Below are 16959 nucleotides of genomic sequence, written 5' to 3' on the forward strand. Positions count from 1 at the left end.
CTTCCGAACTTCTTTGCCACGCGGACAACGGAACGGTATTACGGCATTCCACCGGGATTGAATGAGGCCAGCCGACCGGCGCTGACCGGCCTGTTTCCACGCGGCAGCTATAGCCGGGAGATCACCTTTCGCGACGGGAAAGAGCTGATTGACCCTATGAAGAATCCGCAGGGCCAACGAACGACGATGTCGCTTGGTCTGGAAAGCTCGGGAGAATTCGGGATAGAGCCCGGTGTGGTTTTGACCGACGTAACTTCAGACACCATAGCGTTTCATCATTGGGAGAAAGGTCCGACGGGTGTGGTTGCAGTTTTCCGATATTCGGTGTCAAAGCAGGATTCACACTACGACGTGAACTATTCGTGCAACGGGAGACCCACCTTTCACGGTCAGCCTGCATACCATGGCACGATTGCGCTCGATCCGGCATCCGGCGTGGTTTTGCGCGTCACCATTGAGGCGGCGGACACGAACGCTGACGATCCGCTGTCCCATGTTGCTTCCGCAGTGGAGTACGGTCCGGTGGAAATTGGCGGAAAGATTTATAACTGCCCGCTGCGGAGCGTGGCCTTCAGCGTGGTGGGATTCAATGACTGCTCAGCGCAGGTGCACAGTGTGAACACTGTGAAGCGGATGTATCTGAATCGGACGACATTTACCGACTATCACCGGCTTGGTTCTACCGTGCGAATTGTTCCCGATATACCGGCCAGTGCAGAGACGCAGCAACCATGAGCACCCCATCTGCCATATGACCAGGGATTCTGCGCAGGCTATTCGGGTTTCAGGAATGCTGGTATTGCTGCTGGCTGTGAGCGCTGCTGCGCTTGCCGGCCCGATTCACAAAGCAGCACGGAAGGGTGACAAGGCGGCGGTGATTGCGCTGCTCAAGCAGGAGCCTGGCCTGGTTTCAAGCAGGGACAGCCTGGGTTACACTCCGCTTCATCTGGCGGCTAAATATGACCAGCCGGAGATTGTGGCGCTGTTGCTGGCGAATGGCGCGGATGTAAATGCACAGGTGAGGGTGTGGGACATAAAAGCCTCTGGGGAGGAGCAGCACTCTGGAGAATCTCCTCTTACACTTGCGCTGCAGTCTTACCACCACAAGGAAGTGGTGAAGCTGCTGTTGACTCATGGCGCAGACGTGAATGTTGAACTAAGCAACGGCAATACCCCGCTATCGCTTGCCATTGATCAGAATCTTCCGCAGGATGTGCAGGTGCTGCTGGCCAATGGGGCGAATCCGGACTACGCCATCTTTAACGGACAAAGCGCAGTGCACCAGGCTGTGCTGGAACGCAAGATAGAAATTTTGAAATTACTTCTGGATTACGGCGCAGACCCGAACGCGAAGGACCTGGCAAAACATCCGCCAATGTTCTATGCGGATACTGACAAGATCATCGGCATTCTAAGCGCACACGGTGGCCACAAGTAAAAGAAGGCGGTAGAGCTTTCGCTCTATGCCACGGATTGCAGGCGCATCTGCACCCTGGTGCCTGTAGCCTGAGCGAAGCGTAACAGTGTCTTTGTGCTCGGCAAGGTCTGTCCGCTCTCCAAGCGAGCGATCGATGATTGGCTCGTCTTCATGCGCGCGGCCAACTCGGCCTGAGACAGCCCTGCTTTGAGACGCGCGCGCAGTAATTCCGCGGCGATCTCAAACTCAGGTGCAAGCGCATCGTATTCGGCCTTGATCTCGGGATCGGCGAGAAGTTCCGCCTTGATTTCATCGAATGGAATGGTCATTGAATCTCCTTTGCCCGTTGCAACGCCAATTCAATTTCCGCGCGGGGAGTCTTTTGCGTCTTCTTGACAAAGGCACGCAATACGATCAGGCGCTTGCCGGTTGCTGTCACATAAAGGGCACGCGCAATGCCGTCTCTTCCCTTCAAGCGAAGCTCCCATAGCTTGCCTTCCAGATGCTTCACGTACGGTGCACCGAGGCTTTCCAAACCAACCTGGCCGATCCATTCACCGAGCCTCAGAAAACGGGCCTGCATATCTTTCGGCAGCGCTTGAATCTCAGTCATTACTGTCTGGTTGAGAATTTCAACTTGCCAACCCATCATGATTATATCTCATTTTTGAGATAAATTACTGACCGCCATTTTACCGTCCTGTGCCGCCGACGGTCATGCGGTCGAGCTTGACGGTGGGCATGCCTACGCCTACGGGGACGCTTTGGCCGTTTTTGCCGCAGGTGCCGATGCCTTCGTCGAGCTTGAGGTCGTGGCCGACCATCGAGACATACTTCAGCGCCTCGGGGCCGTTGCCGATGAGGGTGGCGTCGCGCACCGGGGCGGTGATTTTGCCGTCTTCGATGAGGTACGCTTCAGACGCTGAGAAGACGAACTTGCCGTTGGTGATGTCTACCGATCCGCCGCCGAAGTTGGGCGCGTAGAGGCCGCGCCTGACGGAGCGGATGATGTCTTCCGGCTCATCTTCGCCGGCCAGCATGTAGGTGTTGGTCATGCGCGGCATGGGGATGGACTGGTAGTTTTCGCGGCGGCCTGAGCCGGTGTTTGCTATGCCCATGAGACGGGCTGAAAGCTTGTCTGTGAGATAGCCCTTGAGGATGCCGTTTTCAATGAGCACGGTCTCCTGCGTGGGCGAGCCTTCATCGTCTACATTCAGGGAGCCGCGACGGCCTTCCATGGTGCCGTTATCGACGACCGTGACTTTGGCGCTGGCTACTTTCTGGCCGACGAGGCCGCTGAAGGCTGAGGTGCCTTTGCGGTTGAAATCGGCTTCGAGGCCGTGGCCTACTGCTTCATGCAGCAGGACGCCGGGCCAGCCTGGGCCTAGCACTACTTCCATTTCACCGGCGGGTGCGGCTACGGCGCCAAGCTGCAGAATGGCGCCGCGGGCTGCTTCGCGCGCCAGGTTTTCAGGGCTTTTGCTGGCTGTGAATTGCGCCAGGCCAGCTCTGCCGCCTGCGCCGGCTGAGCCTCTAGTTGTGAGCGCGCCATCTTTGGCGATGACAAATGCATTCAGACGGCAGAGTGGCTGCGTGTCGCTGGCGAATGAGCCATCCGAGCCGGCTATCAGGATGCGGCGCAGCTCCTCACTGTAGCTGGCGCGGACCTGGGTAATGCGTGCATCGAAGGCTCGCGCTGCGCGGTCTATGCGCAGAATCAGCTCCAGACGCGCTGCGAGATCGAGGTCGAATCCGCCGAGCGGGACAGGGTAAAGGTCCGCTGCTGGGGCTTCTGTAAAGCCCTGGATGGGCTGCTTGGCAGGGCCGGAGGCGATCAGGGCTGCTGTTTTTGCTGCATGCAGGAGCCGATCGGGGTTGAGGTTGTCTGTGTAGGCGTACCCGGTGCGCTCGCCGCTCAGAACGCGAATTCCGCATCCGGCGCTTGTTCCCTGGCTGGCCGACTTCACGATCTGCTCGTCTACGCCGAGGCTTACCGCCGTCACGGACTCAAAATAGAGATCGGCGTAATCGCCGCCTGCCGAAAGAGCTTCGCCAAGGCAGCGTTCCAATAAGCGCTCAGTGATGCCAAATTTCTCGAAAAAATAACGCTTATGGCCGGAGTTGGCTCCGGGATGGGGGGATGCTTCCGGAATGCTCATCGTGTCTTGAGTTTACGCCTGTTCGAGGTTGCTTATTTGATTCCATGCCATCAAATCTCCACTGTTCGGCCTCTTCCACTCGCACTCCCTGAGTGCTACATTCATAGCATGAAGAAGCTGTTTGTCGCCTCCCTACTCGTCCTGATGTTTGCCGCAGTTGCCACACCGGCATTTGCCGCAAACCACCATCGCCACCATCGCCACCATCATCACCACCGCGCTGCGTAATCCTGCGCCGGCTCCCGATGAAAGACCGGGGTCGGCGTCAGGCAGCCTAATTCCAGCCGGGACAGGCGCTGCTGCCATGTCATGCGGCTTATAGCGCGCGCATGGTAATGTTTGCTCATGACCACCCCCACGCCGGTTTTGGAAGGCCTGCGCTATCCGATTGGCCGCTTTGATGCAGCCTCAGTGATTTCCACACGCGCAGAGCAGATAGAAACCATCCGACTATTTCCCCTGCTGCTGCGCGCCGCTGTCTACGATTTAAGCGACGCCCAGCTTGATACACCGTACCGCGATGGCGGCTGGAGCGTTCGCCAGCTCGTGCATCATATTGCAGACAGCCATGCGAATGCTTACATCCGCTTCAAGCTTGCGCTGACTGAAGATAATCCCATCATTAAGCCCTACGATGAAGCTGCCTGGGCCATGTTGCCGGACAGCAGCCAGTCCATCGACCCTTCTCTGACCATTGTGGATGGCGTACATGCGAGGATGACGGCGCTGCTCGAAGCTCTGCCGGAAGCGGAGTTCGAGTGTACCTTTCAGCACCCCGAGCGCGGCCCGATGACGATTGCCCGCAACCTTGCCACCTACGACTGGCACTCGCGCCACCATCTTGCGCATATCACCAACCTTCGCCAGCGGATGGACTGGTAGCCGCAATGGCCTTTGCGGGCAAAGGCGTGTCAACTGGCGCTCGCAGGAGCAGCGGTGCTGCACCGGAAGAGATTGCGCCGGAGAAGCTGGCGCGTGAGCTAGAAGAATACTTTGCCGCGCATCCTGCCGCTGTCATTCTTGAAGAGGGTCGCGTTCTCTTCGATATGCGTTTGGCGCGCTATTCGGTTACCGAATCGCATGGGCGCTGCCTGCTTCAGCTATGGAGCGAAGAGCGCAACCTCATGCGAACCGCGGTCGGAGTGGAGCATCGTGCGCAATCGCTTCGCATTCTGACGCGAAAGATGGGCGCGCCCAAGCCGCAGGCGCTTGAGATTGTTCCTAATAACGACCGACGCACGCCGACGGCCCGAGACGCTGCACGCCGCAACTACCAGCGGCTTCTGGAGCGCGTGCTTACACGAAGCTTTATTGGATTCAAGGTGGATGGGCTGCGGAATGCGATGGATCTGGAGCACAGCTTTGGTCCCGCGTATGTGCGCGGCCGGCTGCTCAAGGGCACGATGGCGGAAGCTGTGATCGGCGCCGGCGAAGATGAATCCGGAGCGATTGTCGAAGGCATTCTCACTCTCGGCATTCTCTGGCTGGATCATTGCCGCCAGCACACGGATGCTCGCCGCCACTTCGGCGGGCTGAAGGTCATTGTTCCCGCGAACACGTGGCGTGTGACTGCTGAGCGTATGGCGTGGCTCAATCATGCCGCTGCGAACTTTGAGTTGTATACGCTGGATGAGCGGAGCGAAGAACTGACTCCGGTTGATTTCCGCGATACGGGAAATGCATCGTCACGGCTGATGCAATCCTTTTCCGTGCAGGCGGCGGTGGAGCGGTGTCAGGTTGGCATTGACCGGATATTTGCATTGCTGCCGGAGGGCGGGAAACAGCGCACGGAGATACGGGCGCACTCCGCTGGCGAGGTCTCGCTTGCGCTTCATGGGCTTGAGTTTGCGCGTGTGCGCCGTGGTTTTGCAGCTAATTCCTTTGCGCAGCAGAATGAGATCAGCTTTGGCGCGGGTCCGCATGAAACTCCGCTGACCGAGGAGACTGAGCCACTGGCCTGCGAGCTTTTCGCGCGGCTCTTTGCGAGCCGTCATTCCAGTGGCGATCACAAGGATCCGCTCTTTCGCATCCAGGCTGAACGATGGCTGGAGTCGCGGTTGCGGCACGAGCTGCCTGAGCTGCTGCCGGGTTTGCGAGGCGAACTGATCTACTCGCAGGTGCCTGCGCTTTCCTCCGGCGATCGTGGGATGCTGGATATTCTTACGATTGATCGTAATGGCCGACTGGTCGTGATGGAGATCAAGGCGAATGAAGACCTGCATCTTCCGCTGCAGGCGCTTGATTATTGGATTCGCGTGCGAGCCCTGAATGCGGAGCGTGCGATTGGCGCGGACGGTAAGACGCTGTCTGCGTTTGAGCGGCATGGCTACTTTGATGGTGAGCCTGTTTCCGCGCTGCCGCCGCGGCTGCTGCTTGCTGCGCCGGCTTTGCGAATTCATCCGGCGAACGAGCCGGTGCTGCGCTATTTTTCGCCGGAGATTGAGTGGGAACTGATCGCGCTGAATGAACATTGGCGACAGGGGCTCGGCATTGTCTTTCGCAAACGCAGCGCATGAAAGAAGCGCCGGAGGTTGATCCGGCGCCGATTTGCAGCTTATTGTTCGTACTATTCGAAGTGCTGAGAGTTGAGTATGCCGAAGACCTTATCGTACTCACCGCGCTTTGCGGCTTCGCTTAAGAACTTTACACGCTCGGTGGCAATCTCCTGCGGTGTGGGTTGGGTGGTGAGCAATGCGATTGTCTCGGCGATGAAGTCCGTGAGCGGCATGGCGCGTGGATCTTTTGCTCCGCCCATCAGGTCTGTCTGCACATAGGGCGGAATGATTTCAAGGACCTCAATCTTTGTTGCCTTGAGCTGCTCGCGCAGCGATTGGGTGTAAGAGTGGATGGCCGCCTTGGTGGCGCAGTAGGTGGGTGTCGGTGCCAGCGGCACGAACGCGAGGCCTGAAGATACATTGATGATCGTCGCACTGGGCTGCTGCTTGAAATGCGGAATCAACGCTGCGATGAGCCGGATTGGCCCGAGAAGGTTTGTCGTCACGATCGCTTCGGCATCCGCGAGATCCTCGGGTTGATCGAGAAGCTTTTCAGGGCGCATGATGCCTGCATTGTTGATGACCACGTTCACCTTGGGAAACTGCGCCAGCAGCTCCGGCACGAAGGAGCGAATTCCGCTTGCCTGCTCGATATCGAACACCATGGAACTCATGCCGGGATTTGCCGCGGTTGTTTCGTCTAAAACGGCGCGCCGACGGCCGGCAATGATGACGTGGTTGCCCAGCTTTTGCAGCTCCTCTGCCAGTCCGCGGCCAATGCCTGATCCGCCGCCTGTAATCAAAATTGTGTTTCCTGTCAGATTCATGAATCTACTTCCCCCTCATCCATTCGATAACGCACATTCTCGCAGGTCGCGCGCCAATTCATCCACACGTTTGAGATTTGCATCCCAGGCAAACATGAATCTTGCTGCTCCACCGATGAAGGTGTAGAAGCGCCAGCCGCGGGCTTTGAGCTTATCGAGAACCTGCTCCGTGGTTAATATGAAGACGCCGTTTGCCTCTACGGGCGAGGCAATCTGAACTCCCGGAATTCCTTCGATTTGTTGCGCGAGATGCTGTGCCGCTGCGTTCGCGTGACGAGCATTTCTGAGCCATGCGCCTGTCTCCAGCATTCCTACCCAGGGCGCGGAGAGGAAGCGCATCTTGGACGCGAGTTGTCCTGCCTGCTTGCAGCGGTAGTCGAAATCTTCTGAGAGCTTGCGATTGAAAAAGATCACGGCTTCGCCTACGGCCATTCCGTTTTTGGTGCCGCCGAAGCAGAGAACATCAACGCCGCTCTTCCATGTCATTTCCGCGGGGGACTCGTTCAAGAATGCGCAGGCATTTGCGAAGCGGGCTCCATCCATGTGCAGCGAGAGACTGTGCGCCTTGCAGGCCAGGGCGATGGCTCTTGTCTCGGCTGTGGTGTAGACGCGACCCGTCTCAGTGGATTGCGTGATGGTGACGACACGCGGTTTGGGGTAGTGGATGTCCTGGCGTTTAATGGCCAGTTCATGAATCTGCTCTGGCAATATCTTGCCATCGTCTGACTGCGCTGCGAGAAGCTTGGAGCCGTTTGAGAAAAACTCCGGCGCGCCGCACTCGTCTGTCTCGACGTGCGAGGAATCGGCGCAGATGACGCTGTGATAGGACTGGCAGAGCGAGGCGAGAGCGAGCGAGTTGGCTGCCGTGCCGTTGAAGACGAAGAAGACATCGCAGTTGGTGTCAAACAGCTTGCGAAAGGCGTCAGCGGCGCGCTCGGTCCAGATATCGTCGCCGTAGGCGGGCGCGAAGCCGCGATTGGCTTCATCCATAGCTGCCCAGGCTTCCGGACAGATGCCCGCGTAGTTGTCGCTGCCGAACTGTTGCTCTGCTGAGGCCGTCGAGGGGGAAATCGCTGTGCTCATCTTGCTTTCAGGATAGCGCCGTGAGCGGCGGGCTCATACCGGCATGAGAATTCACAAAACAGGCATAAAATGTAATGCACTCTACTTTTAGAGGCTTATTCTCTGTGCTGAATACGATTTTTGGACGAATCATTCTGGCGGCAGCCGCGCTGGCCGTGGCTCTTCCCTTGTTTGGCCAGTCTGCCGTGCCCGCGCAGCTTCACACGATTCATGTGGATGCGTTCGGCCAGGGAAGTAACGCAGCCGCCCTGCGTGAGAGGGTCATCGAGCGGCTTAACCATAGCGGTCAGATAAAAGTTGTGGACAACGCGTCTGCCTCGGATGCTGTGCTGCGCGGAGACTCCAATATCTGGGCAACGGGGACGGTTGTCATGAATCCGCGCTCAAGCGCTTCGCGCCAGACGGATTATCAGGGTTATCTTTCGCTGGAGCTTGTTGATAAAAATAACCAGCCGCTCTGGTCGTACCTGGTTACGCCGAGCCGCTTTCGCACGGATGGCATTACGCATGATCTTGCCGATCACGGTGCAGAGCGGCTGATTGATGCTGTGCGTTCTGGCTCGCTGAGGGCTGATTTGCCTGCGGCCGGCGCTGCGAAGCATGTGGCTCTTCGCGCTGCCGGCGCTACGCTTCCGCAGGTGATTTATCTCAAATGGTTCAAGTCTGCCGGAATGGCTGTGAGTTATGACGCTGCTGGATCGGATGCGGGCATTGAGCAGCTTGCAGCAGGCAAGGTTGATTTTGCTGCTTCCGATATGCCGCTGACGCCGGAGACGTCTTCCGGTTCGATTGCTGTGACGAATTTTCCTACGCTAGCGGGCGGCGTGGTGCCGATCTATAACCTGAGCGGCGTGGGCAGTCTGCGTTTTACGCCACAGATTCTGGCGGGGATTTACTCGGGTGCGATTCATCGCTGGAATGATTCGCGCATTCGTGCGGTGAACGGCGGCCAGCGCTTGCCGGATGCGGAGATTACGGTTGTGCATCGGTCGGATGGCAGCGGAACCACGTTTGTGTGGACGAGCTATCTTTCACTTGTGAGCCCGGAATGGAAGGCTGGCCCTGGCTCCGGCACGCATGTTACATGGCCGGTGGGAACGGGCGCGAAGGGCAGCGACGGCATTGCGGCGATGGTTGCGAAGACGCCTAATTCCATTGGTTATGTGGAGCTGATTTATGCGATTCAGCATGAGCTGAATTATGCGGCTGTTGAAAATCCGGCGGGGCAGTTCATCAAGGCCGATCTGGCGAGCATCACTACGGCTGCGCAGTTTGCGAGTGAGAATTCCGAGAAGGGTTTCCGGTTTTCGATTTTGAATGCGCCGGGGAAATCGGCGTATCCGATCAGCACGATGACGTGGCTGCTGGTGCCTTCGCAGGGCCTCAATGCGCAGAAGAAAGAGGCTGTCGCTTCCCTGCTGCGGTGGATGCTGACCGCGGGTCAGAAGGATTGTGGTTCGCTTGGCTATGCGCCGCTGCCGCGGGAGGTTGCGGCGCGGGCGCTCAAAGAGGTGGATGGGTTGAAGTAACGCTTAGGCACGGCGCTCAGGCGTTTCCACGCAAGTCGTTTAGCGCCCGGAGAATTTCTGCACGAAGCTCCGGAATATCGGCCGCAACTGTCTCCCAGACCATCTCAGCGCTGACTGCGAAGTAGCCGTGCGCTACTCTATTTCTCATGCCATGGATTTGCTCGAAAGGAATGGATGGATGCCGTTCTGCAAATTCAGGATCGGCTTGCAGCAGATTGTTCGCAGCCTCACCGATGATCTCTATGTTGCGAATGGTGGCATCCTGAATCATTGGCGCAGTGAGGAATTGCTCCTTCGTTACGCCGACAGTGTACGCAAGGACGCGATCTGCAGCTTCCAGCATGTGTAACAGGTAATCTTCCACTCGAAACGCGCGCTTATTCACAAGGAGGCGGCCTCGGCCAGAACCCTGTTGCGGTATCGGGGATGAATTTCATCCGGGGTGCGCAAGTCAATCTTGATTCCAGTGGCTGCTGCAAGCTGTGCTTCCAGAGCCGCCATCTTCAAAAGACTCGTATGCGGAGCCGGATCGATGAGCAGATCGAGATCGCTGCCATCCTCGTCCTCGCCGCGCGCCACCGAGCCGAAAACACGCGGATTCGCCATACCGGCCTGCAGGACCAGGCTGCGGATCGTGTCGCGTTGCTGTTCCAGCACGGCAGATGGACGCATCGCTCACCTCTTCCATAGTGTACTGCTGATTGAATTTCCGGGGATAACGATGTAGCGCTCACTTCTTCAGCGGTTTCCGCGCGAAGTAGTAGAGCGAGTATCCGAGCAGGGCGAATGCCAACACCGAGACCCATGCGTGGTTGAGGAAGTTGGTTTCCGGGAAACGCACCAGGCCGTCTTTGCCCATTGCTGTTAACGCTACGCCCATGAGGCCTACGATGCCGCCTGCTGCGATGAGTCCTGATGCGTAGAGGGAGCCGGGGGAGATTTCGCTTTCGGCTTCGGAGGTGTCGTCGCCTGAGCGCTGGGCGGCGCGATCGACGAGCCAGCGGACTACGCCGCCGCAAAAAATGGCCAGCGTGGTTCCGATGGAGAGATAGGAGCCGACGGCGAAAGACAGCGAGCGGATTCCGAGCAGCTCTACAGCGATTACGAGAAAGACGCCCATCATAACTAGGCCCCAGGGGAGCTTGCGGCTGAGGATGCCGCTGATGACTGTGGCCATGAGACGGGCCTGCGGGGCTGCGGCTTTTTCGCTGCCGATGCCCTGAATCCACTGGACCTCAATCTTGCCTGTGGCTGGCGAGTAGAGATACTTGCCGTCTGCCAGTTCTGCTGAGCTGACTGCGTTCAGGACTGTGTATTCGCTCTTCTGGTGGGTTGTTGTGGTCTTGTCTGCGTTGATGACGGAAAAATGATCCGGCAGATGCTTTACATCCTGCTGGATGGTTACGCCGGGATGGGATGCTGACATATCCCATGCTTCCGGTGCGGCCTTGAACTGCTGCAGGCCGGTGTTCATGAGGTTCAGCGTGAATCCGATAGCGACCGTGGAGATAACCACGCCGATCATCAATGCGACTTGCTGCTTCCAGGGGGTTGCGCCGATGAGGAAGCCGGTCTTGAGGTCCTGTGAGGTGTCGCCGGAGTTGGATGCGGCGATGCAGACTACGCCACCGATGGTGATGGCGAGTGCGCCGAAGGCTGGGGCGGTCCATCCCTGCACCAGAAAGATGGCTGACGTTGCCATCAGCGTGGCGATGGTCATGCCGCTGACCGGGCTGGCGGAGCTGCCGATGAGGCCGACGATGCGTGAGCTGACGGTGACGAAGAGAAATCCGAAGACAACTACCAGAAGCGATGCCGCGAGGTTTGCGGCCCAGCCTACGAATGCGCCGGGGACGGGCTTGAACTCGAGAAAGACGAACATCAGTACGACCAAGGCGAGTGAGCCGAAGACTACGACGCTCATGGAGAGATCGTCTTCTGTGCGGATTGGCTTCTTTTGGTCGGCGCCGGGCTTCATGTTGCGAAAGCCGGCGGTGAGGGCGCTCAGGATTGTCGGGACTGTCTTGAGCAGTGTAATCAGACCTGCGGCGGCGACTGCGCCTGCGCCCATGGGACGGATGTACGTGGACCATAACTGGCTGGGGCCCATTTGTGAAATTGGAATTGTGCCTGGGTAGATGGGGTGCGGGAGGTCTTTGCCGAAGAAGTAGATCAGGGGCATCAGGACCAGCCAGGAGAAGACTCCTCCGGCGAAGATGACTCCGGCTACGCGGGGGCCGATGATGTAGCCGACGCCGAGGTACTCCGGCGTGGCGTCGGCCTTGATGGACGCGCCTTTGAGGATGTGCTGGGGGCCGAAGTCGGGTTGGAACTCCGGCGTGCCGGGCCATGCCTTGAAGATGTTGTCGTTCTGAAAGAGCGTGTACAGCGCGCCTAGCCCGAGGCCGAAAAATACCCTGCTGGCCAGTGAGCCGCCTTTTTCGCCTGCGATGAGCACCTCGGCGCAGGCTGTGCCCTCGGGGTATGGCAGCGCGCCGTGTTCCTGCACGATCAGTTGGCGGCGGAGGGGAATCATGAAGAGGACGCCGAGCCATCCGCCGATGAGGGCCAGCAGGAAGATGCGCGAATACTCCAGGTCAAAGCCAAGAAATACCAGCGCGGGGAGCGTGAAAATTACGCCTGAAGCGATGGATTGGCCGGCATTGCCGGTGGTCTGGACGATGTTGTTTTCGAGGATCGATGCCTTTCCGAAGGCCCGCAGAATGCTGATGGAGAGCACCGAGATCGGGATGGACGCAGCCACCGTCAGCCCGGCTTTTAGCCCTACATACACCGTCACCATGCCAAAGATGATTCCAAAGAGCGAGCCGAGCAACAGCGCCCGGAGGGTAAGTTCAGGGCGGCTCTCATTGGCAGGCACAAAAGGCTGAAATTCAGACACGTTGCTTCCTCCGGGGACATTTGCAAGCTTAAAAGCTGGGAATTTCTGAAAGGCCGAGTTTAGCAGGGAGCGCCGGTTCGTGGCTCCTGCGCCACAACAGGCTGGCGCTGCGATTCAACACGAGAGCCCGGGCCTATACGGTTCGGGCTCTTTTATTGCTTTCTGTTTGCCGATTTCCGGTGCTACCGCATAAGGTGGACAACAGCATCTTTCATTGCCGGAGCAGCTCATGTCCTCAACTGGCCTTAGCGCCGCCAAGCCTCAGCGCGTCATTTCGATTGACATTGTGCGCGGCATCACCATCGCGTTCATGATCATGGTCAACAACAACGGTGGCCATGGTTCCTGGTGGTTCATGAATCACGCGGCATGGAATGGCCTGACGCCTACGGATCTTGTCTTTCCCACTTTTCTTTTCCTTGTTGGCGTCTCGACTGTCTTTGGCACGGAGGCACGCCTGGCAAAAGGCGCTGCCAAAGGCGAACTTGCCAGGCATACGGTGATCCGCACCGTTGTGCTGATTCTTCTTGGTATTTTGGTCAACAGTTTTCCGTACTTTCATTTGGCGCATATTCGTATTTATGGCGTGTTGCAGCGGATTGCGATCTGCTATCTGGTGGTTGGCCTTTTCTATCTAGTGGACAGGCGCTTCTGGAGCAAGGCTGCGCTGTTGATTGCGTGCGTGGTTGGTTACTGGGCGCTGGTGAGCTTTGCTCCTGTTCCTGGTGCGGGTATGCCGGGGCGGGATGTGCCGTTTCTCGATAAGGACCAGAACATTGTGGCGTGGGCTGATCGCCAGATTATGCCTGGCCACCTTTACGAAGAGCGGGGCACGCATAACACGCGCGATCCCGAGGGCCTGCTGAGCGATATTCCGGCCATTGGCACGGCGCTGCTTGGCATGATGACGGGAATCTTTCTGCGCTCCAGCCGGTCTACTAAGGCTAAGGCGCTGGGGCTGATTGCGGGATGCGTTGCTTGTCTTGCGATTGGATATATCTGGTCCGTCTGGTTCCCGCTGAACAAGAAGATGTGGACCAGTTCTTACGTCTTTGTGGCGGCGGGTTACTCGCTGGCGCTGTTGAGCGTTGTTTACTGGGTGGTGGAGGTGAACAACTGGCGCAAAGGATGGACGTGGCCGTGGCTTGTGTTTGGCTCAAACGCCATTATGGCTTACATGGTGAGCGAGCTGCTGCCGGGCATTCTCGATCTCTTCCATGTATCCGATGGCGGACATGCGATGTCGCCGGCGGGGTGGTTCTTTGTGCATGTCTGCGCGAAGATTCCCGATCCCGGATGGGCGGCGTTCTCCTGGTCTGTGCTGTTTACCGCGGTCTGCTTTATTCCGGTCTGGGTGTTGTACCGGAAGAGGATTTTTGTGAAGGTGTGAAGACAGTGGTTAGTAGTTCATGATTAGAAAGAAACGAGGATTCGGTAATCTGAAGGTCTATGACGGGGTTACGGCCAGAGGAACTATTTGAAGTCAGGGGAGTGGAGCTGGATGCGCAGACGCGGTGCGCGCATTACAGGAGTGAGCTAGACGTTATCGCCATCAAGATGAAGTGCTGCGGCGTTTATTACGCTTGCAAGGATTGCCATGAGGCGCTGGCGGGGCATGCGATTGAGGTGTGGCCGCGGGTGGAGTGGAGTGAGGCTGCGGTGCTCTGCGGCGCTTGTGGATGTGAGATGAGTATTGAGCGGTATATGGCGAGCGGCTATGAGTGCCCGGCGTGCGGGGCGGCGTTTAATCCCGGATGCAGGAAGCATTACCAGTTTTATTTTGAGGAAGTCTGATTGGTTTCGATGAATGCGCCTACGATGGCGGCGCACCGCTCCAGGAATGCACTGTCCTCTGCGGTGAAGGCTGCGAGGTCGTGGCTGTCGATGTCGATCTCGCCGACGACTGCGCCGTGGGCGCGGATGGGGACAACGATTTCGGATTTGGTTTCTAGCGAGCAGGCGAGGTAGCGCGGGTCGGAGTGTACATCGTCGATGATGACGGTGGTGTTTTGCGCGACGGCGGCTCCGCAGATTCCCTGGCTGACGGGAATGCGCACGTGCTCGGTGGGCGCGCCGCGATAGGGACCGAGGACGAGCGTGTCTGAATCGTTGGGGTCGAGCATGTAGAAGCCGGTCCAGTTGTAGTAGGGCAGGCGCTCGGGGATGATTTCGACGATGAAGTTCTGCAGCGCGGCTAGATCGGTGGTGGATTTCGCGAATGCGCTGACTTCGATGAGGATCTGGGTGAAGTCCATCTCAGACATAGTTCTATTTTGCACTGCGGTTGCGATCGGCCTGAACGCGGGGGCTAAAGCCCCAGACAATTTTGTGAGCGGTTTGGCACGAGTAAACTCGTGCCCTGTTACAACGCATCAAAACAGGCGATTATGCGAGCTTTGCGAATTTGAGTGCTACGGAGTTCATGCAGTAGCGGAGGCCTGTGGGCTGGGGGCCGTCGTCGAAGACATGGCCGAGGTGGGCGTCACAGAGGCGGCAGTTGACGGCGGTGCGCAACACGCCTAGAGAGAGATCGTTGCTTTCGCGCACGTTTTCTTTGGCGATGGGCTGCCAGTAGCTTGGCCAGCCGGTGCCGGATTCGAACTTGGTGTCCGAGTTGAAGAGCGGAATATCGCAGCAGATGCAGTGATAGATGCCCTTGTCGTGGAGGTTCCAGTACTGGCCTGAATAGGGTTGCTCTGTTCCCGCGCGCCGTGTGACTTCGTAGGCGTCAGGCGATAGCTGGCTCTTCCAATCGGCGTCGGATTTGACGACGACGGGCAGGGTGACGACCTGGCCGCGCTGGCCTGCCGCGGTGAACTGTACGATTTTGACTTCCTTGGGCGGCGCCGCGGCATAGACGATGTTTTTGCGCAGCTCGAAGGCTACGGCAGCGGCGGTTGCGCCGGCGGCGATGAGAAAAGCGCGACGAGTGAAGTGGGGCGAGCCGATATTCGTTGACTTAAACATGAGAACCTCTGCAGGGCTTTAACCGAAGGTGAAAGAGAATGCCTGGACGCCGGGGTCGAGGAATTCGATGACGAAGACGTGGTCCTTCACCGTATCTTTTAGACGCACGAGCTGGTACAAACGGTGCTCTGTGACGACGCCGTTGCCCTGCGCATCTGTATCCACTCCGTGATTTTCGCCGGGAGCCTGGCCGTCAATGGTGACGCGGAAGCGGACTGGCTTGCCGCCGGTGGTGGGACCGAGGACGAGATGGAGATCGCGGGCGTAAAAACGAAAGGCGATCTTGCCTGTTGCGCTTTTTAAAACAGCAATCTGCTCCTGATCATGCCATTTTCCCGCCAGGCCCCACTCGTTAATGCGCAGGTCGTCGGGAATGGTATAGACCTGGTCCATATCCCGCATGATTCCTCCCGGCGAGCCGAAGTGCTCGGCGCGGGAGTAGCCGATGTAGGTTTCGGGCGATTTAACGTCCTTCAAATCAGCTTCGGCTTCGGCTCCCTGCCCTGCCACGGTAACTGTGCCGGAAGGCATGGCTTTGGCGTTGGCCTCTTTGAGCAGCTCCTGAATGTGCTGCTCGGACTGGTCGTATTCGCCTTCGCCGAAGTGGGTATACCGGACTTTTCCTGTGGCATCGATGAAATACGAAGCGGGCCAGTATTGATTACGAAAGGCGTCCCAGATGGCATTGTTGCTGTCGAGCGCGACGGGATAGGTGATGTTGAATTTCTTGACGGCATGCTGGACGTTGGGCAATTCCTTTTCGAAGTCGAACTCGGGGGTGTGGACACCGATGACGACGAGGCCGCTGTCTTTGTACTTGTCCGCCCAGGCGCGCAGATATGGGACGGAGCGAATGCAGTTGATGCAGGAGTAGGCCCAGAAATCGACCAGGACGACTTTGCCCTTGAGCTCTTTTGCCGTCAGGGATTTGGAGTTGATCCAGTCGGTTGCGCCCGAAAGGCCGCCGAGCGGTGAGGTGCCGATGATGCTGGGGGCGTCCTGCGCTGTGGCTGTGGTTTGGGCGGCTATGAAAAGGAGGTAGATGGCGGCGAGGAGCGTGAGCAGGCGAAACGCCGGTCTGGATGAATCAACCGCGGGCGGATGCGTGGCGGCGGGTATGGTGGACATCGATCCCTCTATTTAGAACTATAAATCGGGGGCGGTGCGCGGTGCTGCGAGCAGCTTCGACGCTACTCGCAGCGCAGAGCGGTGATACTGTCCAAATTCCAGAACCGAGAAATACGGCACACCCGGCTATTGCGGAACTCCATCGTCGATTTGCAGGCAATCCATTCTCAGCGTGCCGCCGTCATTGAAGATGACGCCATTGAACCGGAATGTGCTTCCTGCCGCGATGGATTGAGTGTTGAGTTGCTTCGTATTGCTATCCGCATAAACGATGACCGTGCCCGGGTTTGTCAGCAGTGTGGTCTGGTAGGTCTGGACCGCGAACTGCGGAAACAGATCATACGCGGCCAGCGAGACTGTATATGTGTCAAAGCCGCCCTGGCTGGAAACCGCTGTCACTGTTCCGTCGATTGTCTGCGGGAGGAGCGTGACGGTGCTCACGGCAGGGTTGC

The 16959-nt window shown here is 58.0% G+C and carries 20 protein-coding genes; 7 read left to right on the plus strand and 13 right to left on the minus strand.

Annotated elements, in window-relative coordinates; translation table 11 throughout:
* Window positions 1-735 (plus strand): hypothetical protein (locus ABSG47_RS16035; RefSeq protein ID WP_424170707.1); only part of this gene is annotated, 735 nt, incomplete at its 5' end.
* Between the two features lie 16 nt (window positions 736-751).
* On the plus strand, window positions 752-1438 hold the full coding sequence (locus ABSG47_RS16040; protein WP_424170708.1) for an ankyrin repeat domain-containing protein: 687 nt from the start codon (window positions 752-754) through the stop codon (window positions 1436-1438).
* 23 nt (window positions 1439-1461) lie between these two features.
* Here the strand turns inward: ABSG47_RS16040 and ABSG47_RS16045 are convergent, their stop codons facing one another.
* From ABSG47_RS16045 to ABSG47_RS16060, 4 genes are all read right to left on the minus strand, one after another.
* Window positions 1462-1746 (minus strand): helix-turn-helix domain-containing protein, encoded by a 285-nt coding sequence (locus tag ABSG47_RS16045; RefSeq protein ID WP_424170709.1) that lies wholly within the window; start codon window positions 1744-1746, stop codon window positions 1462-1464.
* Complete coding sequence (locus ABSG47_RS16050; protein ID WP_424170710.1) at window positions 1743-2069, minus strand: type II toxin-antitoxin system RelE/ParE family toxin; 327 nt, start codon at window positions 2067-2069, stop codon at window positions 1743-1745. Before ABSG47_RS16050 ends, ABSG47_RS16045 begins: the two co-directional genes overlap by 4 nt.
* 40 nt (window positions 2070-2109) lie before the next feature.
* Window positions 2110-3576, minus strand: a complete 1467-nt coding sequence (gene tldD / locus ABSG47_RS16055; protein WP_424170711.1) for a metalloprotease TldD — start codon at window positions 3574-3576, stop codon at window positions 2110-2112.
* A gap of 132 nt (window positions 3577-3708) precedes the next feature.
* Entirely contained in the window at window positions 3709-3882 is a 174-nt protein-coding gene (locus ABSG47_RS16060) for a hypothetical protein (protein WP_424170712.1), read from the minus strand.
* A 39-nt stretch (window positions 3883-3921) separates the two neighbouring features.
* On the opposite strand from ABSG47_RS16060, the gene ABSG47_RS16065 reads away from it, so the two are divergent.
* Together ABSG47_RS16065 and ABSG47_RS16070 are read left to right on the plus strand one after the other, a co-directional pair.
* A complete protein-coding gene (locus ABSG47_RS16065) occupies window positions 3922-4458 on the plus strand; it encodes a YfiT family bacillithiol transferase (RefSeq protein WP_424170713.1) in 537 nt (178 codons plus the stop codon).
* A 26-nt stretch (window positions 4459-4484) separates the two neighbouring features.
* On the plus strand, window positions 4485-6092 hold the full coding sequence (locus ABSG47_RS16070; protein WP_424170714.1) for a PDDEXK family nuclease: 1608 nt from the start codon (window positions 4485-4487) through the stop codon (window positions 6090-6092).
* A gap of 50 nt (window positions 6093-6142) precedes the next feature.
* Here ABSG47_RS16070 and ABSG47_RS16075 read toward each other — a convergent pair whose 3' ends face one another.
* Together ABSG47_RS16075 and ABSG47_RS16080 are read right to left on the minus strand one after the other, a co-directional pair.
* Window positions 6143-6898 carry an SDR family oxidoreductase gene (locus ABSG47_RS16075; RefSeq protein WP_424170715.1) on the minus strand — a complete coding sequence of 252 codons (756 nt, stop codon included), beginning with the start codon at window positions 6896-6898 and terminating at the stop codon, window positions 6143-6145.
* 15 nt (window positions 6899-6913) lie between these two features.
* Window positions 6914-7981, minus strand: a complete 1068-nt coding sequence (locus tag ABSG47_RS16080; protein WP_424170716.1) for a threonine aldolase family protein — start codon at window positions 7979-7981, stop codon at window positions 6914-6916.
* Between the two features lie 104 nt (window positions 7982-8085).
* Here ABSG47_RS16080 and pstS point away from each other — a divergent pair, with 104 nt between their 5' ends.
* Window positions 8086-9510: a phosphate ABC transporter substrate-binding protein PstS gene (gene pstS / locus ABSG47_RS16085; RefSeq protein WP_424170717.1), complete on the plus strand. Its 1425-nt coding sequence runs from the start codon at window positions 8086-8088 to the stop codon at window positions 9508-9510.
* 16 nt (window positions 9511-9526) lie between these two features.
* Here the strand turns inward: pstS and ABSG47_RS16090 are convergent, their stop codons facing one another.
* From ABSG47_RS16090 to ABSG47_RS16100, 3 genes are read right to left on the minus strand one after another with little or no spacing between them, the layout of a single operon-like run.
* Window positions 9527-9853, minus strand: a complete 327-nt coding sequence (locus ABSG47_RS16090) for a HepT-like ribonuclease domain-containing protein (RefSeq protein WP_424170718.1) — start codon at window positions 9851-9853, stop codon at window positions 9527-9529.
* A 38-nt stretch (window positions 9854-9891) separates the two neighbouring features.
* The gene (locus ABSG47_RS16095) at window positions 9892-10182 is read right to left on the minus strand and encodes a nucleotidyltransferase family protein (protein ID WP_424170719.1); all 291 of its coding nucleotides are present in this window, start codon (window positions 10180-10182) and stop codon (window positions 9892-9894) included.
* Window positions 10183-10240: 58 nt separating this feature from the next.
* A complete protein-coding gene (locus ABSG47_RS16100; RefSeq protein WP_424170720.1) occupies window positions 10241-12412 on the minus strand; it encodes an OPT family oligopeptide transporter in 2172 nt (723 codons plus the stop codon).
* 229 nt (window positions 12413-12641) lie between these two features.
* On the opposite strand from ABSG47_RS16100, the gene ABSG47_RS16105 reads away from it, so the two are divergent.
* Together ABSG47_RS16105 and ABSG47_RS16110 are read left to right on the plus strand one after the other, a co-directional pair.
* The gene (locus ABSG47_RS16105) at window positions 12642-13802 is read left to right on the plus strand and encodes an acyltransferase family protein (protein ID WP_424170721.1); all 1161 of its coding nucleotides are present in this window, start codon (window positions 12642-12644) and stop codon (window positions 13800-13802) included.
* A 59-nt stretch (window positions 13803-13861) separates the two neighbouring features.
* Window positions 13862-14206, plus strand: a complete 345-nt coding sequence (locus ABSG47_RS16110; protein ID WP_424170722.1) for a CHY zinc finger protein — start codon at window positions 13862-13864, stop codon at window positions 14204-14206.
* Here ABSG47_RS16110 and ABSG47_RS16115 read toward each other — a convergent pair.
* The 4 genes from ABSG47_RS16115 to ABSG47_RS16130 all read right to left on the minus strand — a co-directional run.
* Window positions 14188-14676, minus strand: coding sequence for a GAF domain-containing protein (locus tag ABSG47_RS16115; protein ID WP_424170723.1), 489 nt, complete (start codon window positions 14674-14676; stop codon window positions 14188-14190). The two genes, ABSG47_RS16110 and ABSG47_RS16115, sit on opposite strands and share 19 nt — an antisense overlap.
* Before the next feature lie 121 nt (window positions 14677-14797).
* A complete protein-coding gene (msrB, locus tag ABSG47_RS16120; RefSeq protein ID WP_424170724.1) occupies window positions 14798-15379 on the minus strand; it encodes a peptide-methionine (R)-S-oxide reductase MsrB in 582 nt (193 codons plus the stop codon).
* Between the two features lie 18 nt (window positions 15380-15397).
* Window positions 15398-16507, minus strand: coding sequence for a thioredoxin family protein (locus ABSG47_RS16125; protein WP_424170725.1), 1110 nt, complete (start codon window positions 16505-16507; stop codon window positions 15398-15400).
* A gap of 126 nt (window positions 16508-16633) precedes the next feature.
* The coding region (locus tag ABSG47_RS16130; RefSeq protein WP_424170726.1) for a hypothetical protein at window positions 16634-16959 on the minus strand (326 nt) is incomplete at its 5' end.

It is taken from the genome of Occallatibacter sp. (genome assembly GCF_049510455.1).
Lineage (GTDB): Bacteria > Acidobacteriota > Terriglobia > Terriglobales > Acidobacteriaceae > Telmatobacter.